Genomic DNA, 14,134 nt, shown 5'->3' with positions numbered 1-14,134 from the left:
CTTGACCACAGATGCGCAATTGCGCATCGGGGGACCCATAACCACAGGAAGCAGTTTTGCGAATGGTCTCTGCTACTGAGCTTCACAGAGGGATCACGCGGTATGGGTCCCTGCGTTCGCAGGGACGACAGCAATCACAACAATTCCGGCTGTTCCGCCATGATGGCATCGCCGACCGCAATGCTGCCGCCCGCCGTCACTTCGGCATAGATGCCGCAATCGCCATGGCCGAGCCTGCGCTGCAGCGCCTGCGGGATGGCGAGGTCGCGCTCCGCGGTATCAGGGTCGACGTTGACGGCGGCGCAGCGGACGATCCGCTTCACCACCTTGAGCCTGACGTCGCCGATCGCGATGGTGCGGTCGAGCAGGTCGAACTCGTGCCAGGCCGGCCAGCCCTCGACATAGAGGTTGGCGCGGAAGCGCAGGGGATGGACGGGGTGATCGACCATGTTCTCGATGGCGCGCAGGCTCGCCAGGTTGATGATCGAGACCACCTTGCGGGCGACGTCGGAGAAACTGTGGCCGGGGCTGGTCAGAATCTTCGGCGGACCCTTGATCTGGCCGGCATAGCTGGTGGCGAAGAACTGCTCGATGGCGGCCCGGCCCTCGGCGGTTTCGAGGTTACCCTGCGCCGCGATCGCGCCGTTGTGGCGGATGGTCAGCACATGGCTGGCATCGTCGAAATGGGTCTGCAGCGCCGCCAGCCAGCCGTCCCGCTGCAGCATCAGGAAATGCGGTTTTGGCAGCCATTTCGGCTCAGCCGGATCGAAGCCGGATGGGCCGTTTTCGATGGCGTAGCGGCGGTCGGCCAGCAGGGTCTCGCCAGGGGTCAAGGCCGCGCGGGCGAGCGGCTCCGGGGTCAGGCCCTTGACGGGATAGCGGTAGATGCCGGTGATCTCGGGGGTTTTTGATGAGGTCATCCGGCCTTTTAAGAGATTCTTTTGCAGCCTGCCACTACGCTGAAATTGCAAAATCGGCCTCTTCCGTTTCTGGCCTGACATGCCCACATTTGCGTCAAGCCTGAAATGACGGCGACGACCGCCGGCTGGTTGAGGAATGTCAACGCGGCCGCGCGGAAACCCAATGAAGATGCCGCTTTCATGCCTTCGGGGTGAGGGCGGCAGGCCGAGGGAAGTGAAGCATGAATATTGAGAAATACACCGAGCGGGCGCGCGGTTTCATCCAGTCTGCGCAATCGCTGGCCGTGCGCGACGGCCACCAGCAATTCTCGCCGCTGCACGTGCTCAAGGTGCTGCTGGACGACAGCGAGGGCCTCGCCGGCAGCCTGATCGACCGCGCCGGCGGCAACTCCCGCGCTATCCTCAAAGCCACCGAGGATGCGCTGGGCAAACTCCCGAAAGTATCCGGAAGCGGCGCTGGGCAGGTCTATCTTGCCCCCGAACTGGCGCGCGCCTTCGATGCGTCCGAAAAGGCCGCCGAAAAGGCCGGCGACAGTTTTGTTACCGTGGAGCGGCTGCTGCTCGGGCTCACGCTCGAGAAGGGCAGCGAGGCTGCGACCATCCTGAGCAAGGGCGGCGTCACGCCACAAAACCTCAACGCGGCGATCGAAAGCCTGCGCAAGGGCCGCACCGCTGACTCGGCGACCGCCGAGAACGCCTATGACGCATTGAAAAAGTATGCCCGCGACCTCACCCAGGCCGCGCGCGACGGCAAGCTCGATCCGGTGATTGGCCGCGACGAGGAAATCCGCCGCACCATTCAGGTGCTGTCCCGCCGCACCAAGAACAATCCCGTGCTGATCGGCGAACCCGGCGTCGGCAAGACCGCGATCGTCGAGGGCCTGGCGCTGCGGATTCTCAACGGCGACGTCCCGGAGAGCCTGAAAGACAAGAAGCTGCTGGTGCTTGACCTCGGCTCGCTGATTGCGGGCGCTAAATACCGCGGCGAGTTCGAGGAGCGGCTGAAGGCCGTGCTGGCCGAGGTCACCTCGGCCGAAGGCAGCATCATCCTGTTCATCGACGAGATGCACACGCTGATCGGCGCCGGCAAGGCCGACGGCGCGATGGACGCGTCCAATCTCTTGAAACCCGCGCTGGCGCGCGGCGAACTGCATTGCATCGGCGCCACCACGCTCGACGAATACCGCAAGCATGTCGAAAAGGACGCCGCATTGGCGCGCCGGTTCCAGCCGATCTTCGTCTCCGAGCCGACGGTCGAGGACACGATCTCGATTTTGCGCGGCCTGAAGGACAAATACGAGCAGCACCACGGCGTGCGGATCACCGATTCGGCGCTGGTGGCCGCCACCACGCTGTCGAACCGCTACATCACTGACCGCTTCCTGCCCGACAAGGCCATCGACCTGATGGACGAGGCCTCGGCGCGGCTCAAGATGCAGGTCGATTCCAAGCCGGAAGAGCTCGATACGATGGATCGGGAGATCATCCGTCTGAAGATCGAGCAGGAGGCGCTCCGGAAGGAAAGCGATGCCGGCTCCAAGAGCCGCCTGCAGACGCTGGAAAAGGAACTCGCCGAGCTCGAGGAGAAGTCGGCGGCGCTGACCGCGCGCTGGAGTGCGGAGAAGAACAAGCTCTCCGACGCCCAGAAGCTGAAGAGCGAACTCGATGCCTTGCGCATCGAGCTTGCCAACGCGCAGCGCCGCGGCGAATTCCAGCGCGCGGGCGAGTTGGCCTATGGCCGGATTCCCGAACTGGAGAAGAAGCTTGCCGACATCGAAGCCAAGGAGAACCCCGGCGAGATGATGGAGGAGGCGGTTACCGCCGACCACATCGCGCAGGTGGTGTCGCGCTGGACCGGTGTGCCCGTCGACAAGATGCTGGAGGGCGAAAAGGACAAGCTGCTGAAGATGGAGGGCAGTCTCGGCCAGCGGGTGGTCGGCCAGGCCGAAGCCGTGCGCGCGGTCGCGACCGCCGTGCGCCGTTCGCGTGCCGGCCTGCAGGACCCCAACCGCCCGATGGGCTCGTTCATGTTCCTGGGGCCGACCGGCGTCGGCAAGACCGAGCTGACCAAGGCGCTGGCCGAATATCTGTTCAACGACGAGACCGCGATGGTCCGCCTCGACATGTCCGAATACATGGAGAAGCACTCGGTCTCGCGGCTGATCGGCGCGCCTCCCGGCTATGTCGGCTATGACGAGGGCGGCGCGCTGACCGAAGCGGTGCGGCGGCGGCCCTATCAGGTGGTGCTGTTCGACGAGATCGAAAAGGCCCACCCCGATGTCTTCAACGTGCTACTGCAGGTGCTCGATGATGGCCGCCTGACCGATGGCCAGGGCCGCACGGTCGATTTCCGCAACACGCTGATCATCATGACTTCGAACCTCGGTTCGGAATTCCTGGTGAACCAGCCGGAAGGCGAGGATACCTCCGAGGTGCGTGAGCAGGTGATGGCGATGGTGCGGGCGCATTTCCGCCCCGAATTCCTCAACCGGGTCGACGAGATCATCCTGTTCCACCGCTTGCAGAAGAGCGAGATGGGCTGGATCGTCGAGATCCAGTTCGCGCGGCTGCAGAAGCTGCTGGAAGAGCGCAAGATCACGCTCACGCTGGATGCCGCGGCGCGCGACTGGCTCGCCGCCAAGGGATGGGATCCCGCCTATGGCGCCCGTCCCCTGAAGCGGGTGATCCAACGCAATTTGCAGGATCCGCTGGCCGAAATGATCCTCGCCGGTGAGGTCGCGGACGGCGACCGCGTGGTGATCTCCAGTGAAGGCAACGTGCTGACCTTCAACGGCAAGGCGCCGCAGACCGCCGAGATCGCGACGTTCGAGGCGCCGATCCCAAAGCGTAAGCTGAACTGAGTTGCTTGGCCGGCGCAGCAGCCGTTCCGGCAATGCACGCAAAGCGACATAGAACTTAAAACAGCCTGCCTCGCGCAGGCTGTTTTTTTAGTGATTGCAGCAGCGGTAAAATCTCCCGAACCGCTTGATTCCACTATGCAACTTTGACGTGAGGTGTCGTCACACCCAAAGGAGGTGTGGTGCAAAAGCGACACGCATAGCGATTTAGCGCTCTGGGCGTAGAATCTCCTTGTGCAACCTGTGGACTCGTCTTCACAATCTCAAACAAAAGTTGTGGGGGCGTGCGATGCGTGCGGGTATCGTTGCTTGGTGTATGGGTCGTGAGCGGCTGCGATCCGAACGACCGGGCTTATGTTCGTGATGGGGTCGGCACTCAGCTCTATACAGCGGCAACGGCCTCATCCATCGAGCTCCAGAATATCTATCTGGAATACCTGTGCCGTAGCGCAAGCAATTATGTCGGCGCCGGCGTGCCGGGTTGCTCGGAGGTTCCGCCCAATTACTGGCCGATCACCGTTCAAGCCGGTTTGAATGATATTGATGCCCGCTGCGATTCATATCTGGCATGGCTTGACCTGAAAAGGCGCGAGAAGGCGGCCGTCCTTGCCGAGATCGGCGCGATCCGATTCGCAGTGGACGCGCTCACCAATCCAAACATCACGGGCGTCAGTGGAGTTGGCTTGGCCGCGATATCGGCGGCTTTTGGATTGGCCAATGACTCAGTCAAGAACTTCCATTCTTTGCTGCTTCAGGTCGATCAGACGACGGTCCAGAGTGTCGTGATCCCAAATCGTGACCTTTTTCGCAGGGATTTGCTCAAGTACTCCTCATCGATCGATAACAAGCCCTCTGCAGTCCACACGCTGCGAACGTACCTTTCGATTTGCATGCCGATGACGATTTCGGCGAACATCAATTCGACGGTGACCGTGTTCAAGCAAACCGGGATTGCCCCCGGATCCGGTCCTGTGCTTCCCACGATTGCCGCGCCGTTCACACCGCGCGACAAGTTTGTTGCAAGACCGACACCGCATGTTGACGTGATCAAAACCGTGCCCGGAGCCCAGACCATTATTGACGGATATCCGGCTAACCGGCTGACCTATACCCCCGAAATCATCGAGACGATGCTGGCAGCACTCTGTGTGCCCGCGGGCGAGCGGACCCAGGTTACGGGCACGACGAAAACGTTGCTGGAGATCTGGGAGCAGGCCGATCTCAGGAACGCGGCCCCGAATGGCAAGATCGACGACCGGGAACGCCGGGTGCTTCTTGGTCTGACGGAATGTCCAACCGACAAGGTGCTGAACGGTTTTGAGCGGCAGTCGTTCATGAATCCCAATGGCACGATGAAAAGTACGAAGCGCCTGATTACACTCCTTGATACGGCGCCGCCTGCTGCAGGTGTGACAGGCGGTGGCATATTCAACCGCGCCGCGACGCTGCAGGAAGCGCGCCCCAGAATCATGCAACTGAGGCGTGATTGCTTCCGGGGGTTGAAGCAGCTTCCCAACGGAATGACCAATCAACTCACGCGCGACTTCATGGAAGCATTGCAGGACTACTCAGATAAGCGTGACGCTATTGCCGCGCCGGCCGCTGGTCAGCCGGCCTCGCCGTTGCCGGCCTGCTGAACCCGGAGTACCGAGATGGTTTACGTCGTCAAGGAAGATGTGGTCGCCCGCTTGCGGGAGGAACCGCGCGCGACGTCGAGGAACAAGAAAACAATGCAGCAGGGAGATGAACTTGGCGACCCCGTTCGGGAGTCCGACGGTTTTCTCTTCTTTGAGATCAACGCCAACCTGAACGGCTGGATGCTCAAGGACGATTGCGAAGAATTACCTGATGCGGCCAGGCTGCCGATAAATGAGAAAGGCTTTGTTCAGGAATGCGTCAACGTCCAATTTCTCTTCAACGATGAGACGAAGCCCGTGGAGGGAGCGCCGCCCGCGGTCACAATCCGGCCCTGGGTGGTTTCCGCCGATTTTCTGATCGCGCGGGCGCTTTATGAAACGGACATCAGGAATTTGGGAAAGAATATTCCTGGCTCCGACGGCGTTGGAGCACTCCAGGTCACCGTCGCCGAATGGAAGGATTTTACCGATAACGGCGGTGCGCTCGCCAAAGATGTCCGCGCGAGTGATCGCGACCATTCGGTGCTGCAGATCCCCGGCGCGGCCTGGCGGCAGCACGTCCATGGAAAGGCGATGAGTAAAATTCGCCTCGACGCCGGAAAGGCCACGGCGGAGGACCCGTTCATTCCGAGCTTCCTCGACATGTTCTTTGCGCATGTGACGGAATAGCCCGGCCGCGGCGATCGCCATTCTCGACGCGCAGGATGCAGGTACTGCGCCGGAGACCTCGATCAAGGACGTCCTCAAGGCCGTCATGACGGCCGAAGAACTGGCAGCGTTGTTCAAGGCGCGGGAGAAGCTTTCCGGCCTGCCGACGGTCTTCTTCGGCACAGAGGCCAATCCGAGCACGCTCAAGTCGGTTGTCGACATCGCGGAAGATACGCTCAAGAAGCTGCTGGTCGCCGCATTGGGCAGAATTGAAAAGCACCGACCGGAGATGATCCCGGTCGTGACCGCCGGAGGGGCTCCCTGGATGGCCGTCGCCGAGAAGGCCGAGGCTGAGGGCGTCAAGGAAGGTACGCACAATGCTGAAATCAGCGGATATTTCAAGCACACGGATTTTGGTGGCGACCCTAACACCAACCCACCCCCGGCATGGTGCGGAGCGTTCGCTGCGCATTGCATGAAGGGGTGTGACAACCCGATCATCAAGGAGAGTGTGCCGAGAGAAGCGGCGGCGGCGATCAGCTGGAGGAAATGGGGAGTCAACTTTTCGTTGCAGTCGGCCACGATCCCGCGCGGAGCCGTCGTCGTTCTTTCGCTCGAGCCGGGAGCGACCAGCGGAACCGGGCATGTCGGCTTCTTCCTCGAGTTCTCTGCGGACAAGAAGAAAGTCATTTTGCTCGGCGGCAACCAGAGCAGGAGAGTGGGCAAGACACCGTTCCTGGTGAGCCGGATCGCAGAGGTACGATGGCTTGACCAGCCTGGCGCAGTTGGAGCGGTCTCGATCGATGGAATCACGTTGCCGACAGATATCGCTGCCGCTAACCGGCAGTTTGCCGGTTTGATCTTGAAAGCTTTCGCCGACGAGGGTTATGGGCGGCATCACCAGATCGCCGCTCTTGCGAATGCAATCGGTGAGTCCAAACTCAATCCCAGGGCGCATAATACGCAGGGCGAGGATAGCGTGGGGCTGTTCCAGCTAAACCGCGATGGCGGCGTTGGAACCGGTCACACTGTGGAGCGGCTGATGGATCCGGCCTTCAACACGCATTTGATCATCGCGGAAGCCAACGGGGTTCCCTCCTTTAGAAGCGCCACGGATCTCCACACGGCTGTGGAAGTATTTGTGCGCCGCGTGGAGAGGCCCGCGGATCCGGCGGGTCAGACCACAAAGCGCTTCAAGATCGCGCAAGCCCTGATCGCTTGAGGTTGATCCTCGATTCACGAGCAATGAAAGCAGTCGCCGACTATTGGAGGAGTAAGTGATGGCCGCGTCAGCAGCTTCATCCGCACCTGTCGACTTCGACTTGGCCGCCGTGCCCAACGGCCGCGAAGAAATCGCGCGCCTGATCGTCAAATGATTCGCCGACGGTGGCCAACCGCAACAATTGGCCGCCCTGGCGAATGCGATCGCTCAGCCTGCGTGGAGATGACAGGCGACCGCGCGTCCCGGACCGAGTTCGCGGAGCGGCGGCTGATCGGTCTTGCACACTGCCATGGCGCGGGGGCAGCGGGTGTGAAAGCTGCATCCGGGCGGCGGCCGCAGCGCGCTCGGCACTTCGCCTGAAATCACCGCACGCGGCCGGCGCGCCTCCACCTCGGGGTCGGCGACGGGCACCGCCGCCATCAGGGCTTCGGTGTAGGGGTGCAGCGGATTGCGATAGAGATCGTCGCGGTCGGCGATTTCGACGAGGCGGCCGAGATACATCACCGCGATCCGCGTCGAGATGTGGCGGACGACCGCCAGATCATGCGCGATGAACAGATAGGTCAGCCCGAGCCGCTCCTGCAGGTCCATGAACAAATTGATGACCTGGGCCTGGATCGAGACGTCGAGCGCGGACACCGGCTCGTCGGCGATCAAGAGGCTCGGCTCCAGCGCCAGCGCGCGGGCGATGCCGATGCGCTGGCGCTGGCCGCCGGAGAATTCATGCGGATAGCGATCGGCCATGTCGGGCAACAGGCCGACGGAAGCGATCAGGGAAGCGATCTTGTCGCGGGTCGCCGCCTTGTCGCCATCGAGGCCGTGAACCGCCAGCGGCTCGCCGACGATGTTGCGGATCGTCATCCGCGGATTGAGCGAGCCATAAGGGTCCTGATAGACCATCTGCATCCGGCGCCGCACACCCAACAGTTCGGCGCCGCGGTGCGGGGCGATGTCCTGTCCCTCGAACACGATCCGCCCAGCGGTCGGCGTCAGCATCCGCAGCACCGCAAGTCCCGTGGTCGATTTGCCGGAGCCGCTTTCGCCGACGAGGCCGAGCGTCTCGCCGCGCCGGATCGTGAACGAAACGCCGTCGACGGCTTTGACGGTCGCGACCTGGCGCTGAAGGATGATGCCCTTGGTGACCGGGAAATGAACCTTCAGATCCTCGACCCGGAGGATGGTATCGACGGATGGGGGCAGCGCGTCAGACATGGGCGAAACACGCTTTGGCGTGACGGTCGGCGACCTGAAGCAGCTCAGGCTTCGCGGTTCGGCATTGATCCAGGATCGCGCGGCAGCGCGGCGCGAAGGAACAGCCGGGCGGCAGGCTGGCCAGATCAGGCGGTTGGCCCTCGATCGGCATCAGGCGTCGGCCGCCGCCGCCATCGAGGCGAGGGACAGAGGCCATCAGGCCCGACGTATAGGGATGCTGCGGCCGGGCGTAGAGCTCGCGCGCCGGAGCGACCTCGACGATGCGGCCTCCATACATGACCGCGACGCGGTCGGCGTAGCGGGCGACGACGCCGAGATCGTGGGTGATCAGGATCAGCGATGAGCCGGTCTCACGCGTGACTTCCTTCAAGAGGTCCAGGATCTGCGCCTGCACCGTGACGTCGAGCGCCGTGGTCGGCTCATCGGCGATAATCAGGCGCGGCGCGCAGGCCAGCGCCATTGCGATCATGACGCGCTGGCGCATGCCGCCGGAATATTGGTGCGGATAGGAGCCGAGCCGGCTCGCGGCATCGCCGATGCGGACGCGGCCGATCAGTTCGGTCGCGGCTTCATAGGCCTTCTCCCACGGCGTGCCCCGATGCACGTTGATCGGCTCGGCGACCTGGAGGCCGACGGTCAGCGCCGGGTTGAGCGAGGACATCGGCTCCTGGAAGATCATCGCGATCTTGTTGCCGCGGACCGCGCGGATGCCGGGATCGTCGAGCTTCAACAGATCCGTGCCGTCAAACAGGATTTCGCCGTTCTCGATCCGGCCGGGCGGATTCGGGATCAGGCGCAGCACGGAGAGCGCGGTCACGCTCTTGCCGGATCCGGACTCGCCGACGATCGCGAGCGTCTCGCCGGGATCGACATGAAACGAGACGCCATCGACCGCGGTCACGGTTCCGCGCTCGGTGCGGAACCGCGTGGTCAGGTTTTTGACTTCCAGCAGTGGACGCGTCATCGCCGCGGTCCCGCTCAATGGCCCATCTTCTTCTTGAGGTCCTGATCGACCCAAATGCGGGCATAGATCGGTCCCGGACGAACGGCACCGGCGCGGAGTTCGCCAGCGTAGTTCTTCACCCAGGGCCACCAGGCCGTGAAGATGTACGGGGTGGGAAGCCACACATAGGGAGCCTTGTCCAGAATCTCCCGCGTCATCTCCTTCAGCATGGCCTGGCGCTTGCTCTCGTCCGGCTCCAGATAAACCGCATCCATCTTCTTGTCGTATTCGGGATCGGACCATTGCGACGGGTTCCAGACCTGGCCCTTGACGAAGCTCTTGCGAATGGTCGTCGTCGGATTGGTGTGCCCGTTGTTCATGAGATAGCCCGGTGCATTGGTCTTGGTGGTCATGGCCGAAAGGAACGCACCGTATTCCATGGTTTGAATGTCCAGCTTGACGCCGACCTGCTCATAATAGGCCGCCAGGAGCGGTATCAGGTCGATATGGTCGGGCACGCACGCACATACCTGAACCTTGAGGGTAAACCCCTTCGGAACGCCGGCCTCGGCGAGCAGCTTCTTGGCTTTCTCGGGGTTGTAGGTGAAGAGTTCCTTGATCGAGTCCGGCATCGCCTCGAGCGGCTCGAAATAGCCGAGATAATCGGGGTGCTGCGGGTAGGCGAACAACTCGGCGTTGCCGCCGTAATATTCCTTGACGATCTCCTGCTTGTTGACGGCGAGATTGAGGGCGCGCCGGACGCGAACATCGTCGAACGGCTTGGTATCGACGCGCATGGCGAGGAACTGGCCGCTCATCGAGAGCCATTTCGACCACTTTAGCTGCGGTGCGCTCTTCTTGAGCTCATCGACCGCGGACCATCTGATGTTTTCGAGAATGTCGAGTTTGCCGGTTCGCAATGCCGTGAGGAAGGTCGCCTCGTCCTTGATCGTGCGGTAGACCACCTTGTCGACCAGCGGGAGCTTGGTTTCGACGCCGTTGATCTTCTCCGTGCCCCAGTAGTTCGGATTCTTGACATAGGTGTTCGAGTTGCCTTGCACGAACTCGGCAAGCTGGAACGGGCCGGTCCCGTTGATGTTCTTCCAGTTGCCGGCGCCGGCGTCGACGACTTCCTTCGGGATGATGCCGGAATAATAGCCCCAGCCGAAGCGATAGTCCCATTCCGCGTTGTAGTTCTTGAAGGTGAAAAGCACGGTGTGCTTGTCGGTGGCTTCGACCTTGTCGATGTGATCGAAATAAGTGGCGATTTTCTTGGGGCTCTTGTCGCGGTGGTTGAAGGAGAACACCACGTCATCGGCGACCAGTTCGCGCGCCGCCATCACCCCGGGCTTGTCGGGAAACATCACCCCCTTGCGCAAATTGATCTCGAGGCGGAGCGGATTTTGCTTCCACTCCCATTTTTCGGCAAGTTCGCCGCGGATCGCATCCGAAGGAATCCAGGCATCGGCGTAGAACGAATGCTTGCCGCCAAGCCGTTTGGACTTGGAGAGGTCCGCGGCGAAAAGTTGCTCGTAGACCTGGCCGGTATCGTGGTTCTGCTTCCAGTTCCAGTCGGCCAGATCCCAGGAGAGCGCCGAGAGCGTGACATAAACTGTCCCAATCTCCAGCGTGCCGCCGGGTTTTGGCGGCGCTTCGGATTGCGAGAATGCGGGGGTTGCAAGCGACAGCGCGACGGCGACTGACACGGCGGCGAGACGTGATGCGGCGCGTGAATGGGGCATGACTTCCTCCTGGATATTATTTTCTGGTTATCTTGATCCGCGCATGCGTGGGTCGAGCAGATCCCGCAGGGCATCTCCGAACACGTTGGTGGAATAAACGACGATCGTCAGACAAAGACCCGGCGCCAGCGCAAGCCACGGTCCCTGGAACATGAAGGTGCGGCCCGAGCCCGACAGCATGCCGCCCCAGGTCGGGGTCGGCGGCGGCACGCCAAGGCCGAGGAACGACAGGCCCGACTCGGCGAGGATCACGGTGCCGACACGCGTCGTAAACAGCACGATGATCGGCGGCATGATGTTGGGCAGGATGTGCCGCCACAGGATGCGGCCGGTCGAGGCGCCGATCGATTGGGCGGCGTGCACATACATGTTCTCGCGCACCGACACCACGGCGGAACGGATGATGCGCGACCCGGCGATGCCGAGCAGCAGACCGAGCGTGCCGATGATCTGCGGCAGGCCGGGGCCGAGCACCGAGACCACGACCAGCAGGATGATGAGATCGGGAAAGCTCATCCAGGCATCGACGAAGCGCTGCGTGACGAGATCGAACTTGCCGCCGAGATAACCGGTGATGATGCCGATCACGATCGAGATGATGGTCGCCAGCGTCGCGGCGGTAAAGGCGATGATCACCGAAATCTGGGCGCCATAGAGACAGCGCGAGAGCATGTCGCGGCCGAGATTGTCGGTTCCGAACGGATAGGCCCATGACGGCGCCATCAGGCGGTTGCGCGGGCTGATCTGGTTCATGCCATAGGGCGCCAGGACATCGGCGAAGATCCCGCACAGCAGGAACAGGATAAAGATGACGCCGCCGGCGGCGCCGAGCGGCTTCTCGCGGAACAGGCGAATGACGAAGCGGAGGACGCCGTTGCGCTCGGTCTTGCCGCTCGTGGCCGGAATATCGATCGCCAGCGTCATCAGCGGTATCTCACCTTGGGATCGAGCAGGCCGTAGCTCAGGTCGACGGCGAGATTGATCAGCATCACGCAAAGACCGATCACGAGGCTGACGCCGGTAATGATCGGATAGTCGCGCTGGCTGATGGCGTCGAGCAGCAACAGCCCCATGCCGGGAATGACGAAGATCTGCTCGACGATGACGGCGCCGCCGATCAGGATCGGCGCCTGCAAGCCGATCAGCGTGACCACCGGGATCAGCGCGTTGCGCAGCGCATGCCGGATGACGACCAGCTGTTCCGACAGGCCCTTGGCCCAGGCGGTACGGATATAGTCCTGGCGCAGCACCTCCAGCATCATGGTGCGAGTCAGGCGCATGGTGATGGCCGACAGCGCGGTGCCCAGAATGATCGCCGGCAGAATCATCTGCTTGAGATTTTGCAGGGGATTATCGGTGAACGCGACGAAGTTCACCTGCGGCGACCAGCCCCACCAGATCGACGGAAACACCATCACCATGGTGCCCATCCAGAAGCTCGGCACCGCCAGCATCAGGATCGAGAACGAACGGGTGAGATAGTCACCGGCGGTGTCCTGCCGGATCGCAGAATAGATGCCGATAGGCAGCGCGATGCAGAGCGCGATGATCAGCGCCATGAAGCCGAGCTGGAACGTCACCGGCAGCCGTGCGCCGAGCAGTTCGCGCACCGGCGTGTTCTGCCAGAGCGAGCGGCCGAAATCGCCGTGAAAGAGAATGCCGCCGATCCAGTGAAAATACTGCAGCCACATCGGGCGATCGAGGCCGAGCGTTGCGATCAGCTGGTCACGCGAGAGCTTGTCGGCACCGACGTCGTTCTGGGCGAGCATCATGTCGATGACGTTGCCCGGCACCAGCCGCACGATGACGAAGACAATCAGGCTGGCAAAGAACAGCGCCGGGACAAGCGCCAACAATCGCCGTGCTAGATATGCCTGCATCCTTCGCTGCCCCCCATCGTCTTCTTGCAACAAGAGTGGACCGCGTACGAAATGCTCGCAAGCATTATCGCGACGCGCGCGATGCGATTTTGTCGCGGAGGAACTTGAGTGAAGTACGTGTGCGCGCAAAACATTCCGCGTCGCGGAACAGCAACGCATCCAACTTCACGCTGACGAAGATGAGAAGTGAAAAGATGAAAAGATGAGAAGCCGAGAAGCGCTGCGGCTCAGCGACTGACTTGCCGCACCGATGGCGCAGCGGTGCTGCCGGCGGCGTCGGAGACACGCGCGCCGCCGCGATTGTTCATCTGGATATCGAGGCGATCGCGTTCCTTCTCGAAGCCCGCCATGACCGCGCCTTCGAGCGAGCGGCCACGCGGCAGCTTCACACGCATCGGATCGACGAAGCGGCCGTTGACCAGGATTTCGTAGTGCACGTGAGCGCCGGTCGACATGCCCGTCGATCCGACGAAGCCGATCACCTGGCCCTGTCGCACCCGCTTGCCGGGCTCCATGCCCTTGGCAAACGCCGACATGTGGCCGTAGGCGGTCTCGTAACCGTTGTTGTGCTTCAGCTTGACGTATTTGCCGTAGCCGCCTTCCCAGCCGACTTTCTCGACGACGCCGTTGCCGGAAGCGAAGATCGGCGTGCCGTAGGGCGTGGCCCAGTCGACGCCGGTGTGCATCTTGGTGTAGCCGAGGATCGGATGGCGGCGTCCGCCGAAGCCCGAGCGCATGATCGCGTTGTTGACGGGTTTGCGCACCAGGAACTTCTTCGCGCTCTTGCCGGTCTCGTCGTAGTAATCGACGACCGAGTCGTCCGGGGTCTGGAAGCGGTAATATTTCTTGGTTTCACCGCCGACCGTGAGCGAAGCGAACAGCACCTCGGTCTTTTCGGTGATGGTCGCGCCGTCGTCTTCGCCGGCGAAGAACACGTCGAAGGAATCGCCGGGCTGCACCTTGCGCTGGAAGTCGACGTCGTAGGAATAGATCTTGACCATGTCCTCGATGACGGTGGCCGGCACCTTGTTGCGCAACGCGGTCTCGTAAATGCTCTGGTAGAGCCGGACGC

At 62.2% G+C, this 14,134-nt stretch carries 11 protein-coding genes (1 of these 11 running past the window's edge); 4 read left to right on the top strand and 7 right to left on the bottom strand.

Features of this window, described 5'->3' with window-relative positions:
• Positions 1–134: 134 nt before the first annotated feature.
• Positions 135–920 carry an MOSC domain-containing protein gene (locus JQ574_RS05745; protein ID WP_212213946.1) on the bottom strand — a complete coding sequence of 262 codons (786 nt, stop codon included), beginning with the start codon at positions 918–920 and terminating at the stop codon, positions 135–137.
• Between the two features lie 221 nt (positions 921–1,141).
• On the opposite strand from JQ574_RS05745, the gene clpB reads away from it, so the two are divergent.
• The 4 genes from clpB (at position 1,142) to JQ574_RS05725 (ending at position 7,285) form a co-directional block, all read left to right on the top strand.
• The gene (gene clpB, locus JQ574_RS05740; protein ID WP_212213950.1) at positions 1,142–3,781 is read left to right on the top strand and encodes an ATP-dependent chaperone ClpB; all 2,640 of its coding nucleotides are present in this window, start codon (positions 1,142–1,144) and stop codon (positions 3,779–3,781) included.
• 320 nt (positions 3,782–4,101) lie between these two features.
• Positions 4,102–5,415, top strand: a complete 1,314-nt coding sequence (locus JQ574_RS05735; protein WP_212213954.1) for a hypothetical protein — start codon at positions 4,102–4,104, stop codon at positions 5,413–5,415.
• 15 nt (positions 5,416–5,430) lie between these two features.
• On the top strand, positions 5,431–6,084 hold the full coding sequence (locus tag JQ574_RS05730; RefSeq protein WP_212383389.1) for a hypothetical protein: 654 nt from the start codon (positions 5,431–5,433) through the stop codon (positions 6,082–6,084).
• A gap of 85 nt (positions 6,085–6,169) precedes the next feature.
• A complete protein-coding gene (locus tag JQ574_RS05725; protein WP_212383388.1) occupies positions 6,170–7,285 on the top strand; it encodes a phage tail tip lysozyme in 1,116 nt (371 codons plus the stop codon).
• A 207-nt stretch (positions 7,286–7,492) separates the two neighbouring features.
• Here JQ574_RS05725 and JQ574_RS05720 read toward each other — a convergent pair whose 3' ends face one another.
• The 6 genes from JQ574_RS05720 to JQ574_RS05695 form a co-directional block, all read right to left on the bottom strand.
• On the bottom strand, positions 7,493–8,497 hold the full coding sequence (locus tag JQ574_RS05720) for an ABC transporter ATP-binding protein (RefSeq protein WP_212213971.1): 1,005 nt from the start codon (positions 8,495–8,497) through the stop codon (positions 7,493–7,495).
• Positions 8,490–9,461, bottom strand: a complete 972-nt coding sequence (locus JQ574_RS05715) for an ABC transporter ATP-binding protein (protein WP_212213974.1) — start codon at positions 9,459–9,461, stop codon at positions 8,490–8,492. The genes JQ574_RS05720 and JQ574_RS05715 overlap by 8 nt, the downstream gene beginning before the upstream one ends.
• Positions 9,462–9,475: 14 nt before the next feature.
• A complete protein-coding gene (locus tag JQ574_RS05710) occupies positions 9,476–11,182 on the bottom strand; it encodes an ABC transporter substrate-binding protein (protein ID WP_212213977.1) in 1,707 nt (568 codons plus the stop codon).
• Between the two features lie 27 nt (positions 11,183–11,209).
• A complete protein-coding gene (locus tag JQ574_RS05705) occupies positions 11,210–12,106 on the bottom strand; it encodes an ABC transporter permease (protein ID WP_212213980.1) in 897 nt (298 codons plus the stop codon).
• The gene (locus JQ574_RS05700; protein WP_212213983.1) at positions 12,106–13,062 is read right to left on the bottom strand and encodes an ABC transporter permease; all 957 of its coding nucleotides are present in this window, start codon (positions 13,060–13,062) and stop codon (positions 12,106–12,108) included. Before JQ574_RS05700 ends, JQ574_RS05705 begins: the two co-directional genes overlap by 1 nt.
• A 227-nt stretch (positions 13,063–13,289) precedes the next feature.
• Positions 13,290–14,134: the end of a M23 family metallopeptidase gene (locus JQ574_RS05695; protein ID WP_212383386.1), read on the bottom strand. The gene runs 1,231 nt beyond the window's last position; the window shows 845 of its 2,076 coding nt (coding positions 1,232–2,076); its start codon lies beyond the right edge, outside the window — the gene reads right to left on this strand; it ends in the stop codon at positions 13,290–13,292.

This window comes from Bradyrhizobium sp. AUGA SZCCT0158 (assembly GCF_018130065.1).
Lineage (GTDB): Bacteria > Pseudomonadota > Alphaproteobacteria > Rhizobiales > Xanthobacteraceae > Bradyrhizobium.
The sequence above is the reverse complement of the archived record's forward strand: the minus strand, read 5'-3'. Positions and strand labels throughout refer to the sequence as shown.

Bases quoted from the DNA above. Each gene is read 5' to 3' on its own strand.
- JQ574_RS05745 (WP_212213946.1), bottom strand. From the start codon at position 920: ATGACCTCATCAAAAACCCCCGAGATCACCGGCATCTACCGCTATCCC.
- JQ574_RS05710 (WP_212213977.1), bottom strand. From the start codon at position 11,182: ATGCCCCATTCACGCGCCGCATCACGTCTCGCCGCCGTGTCAGTCGCC.
- JQ574_RS05720 (WP_212213971.1), bottom strand. From the start codon at position 8,497: ATGTCTGACGCGCTGCCCCCATCCGTCGATACCATCCTCCGGGTCGAG.
- JQ574_RS05700 (WP_212213983.1), bottom strand. From the start codon at position 13,062: ATGCAGGCATATCTAGCACGGCGATTGTTGGCGCTTGTCCCGGCGCTG.
- JQ574_RS05730 (WP_212383389.1), top strand. From the start codon at position 5,431: ATGGTTTACGTCGTCAAGGAAGATGTGGTCGCCCGCTTGCGGGAGGAA.
- JQ574_RS05725 (WP_212383388.1), top strand. From the start codon at position 6,170: ATGACGGCCGAAGAACTGGCAGCGTTGTTCAAGGCGCGGGAGAAGCTT.
- JQ574_RS05715 (WP_212213974.1), bottom strand. From the start codon at position 9,461: ATGACGCGTCCACTGCTGGAAGTCAAAAACCTGACCACGCGGTTCCGC.
- clpB (WP_212213950.1), top strand. From the start codon at position 1,142: ATGAATATTGAGAAATACACCGAGCGGGCGCGCGGTTTCATCCAGTCT.
- JQ574_RS05705 (WP_212213980.1), bottom strand. From the start codon at position 12,106: ATGACGCTGGCGATCGATATTCCGGCCACGAGCGGCAAGACCGAGCGC.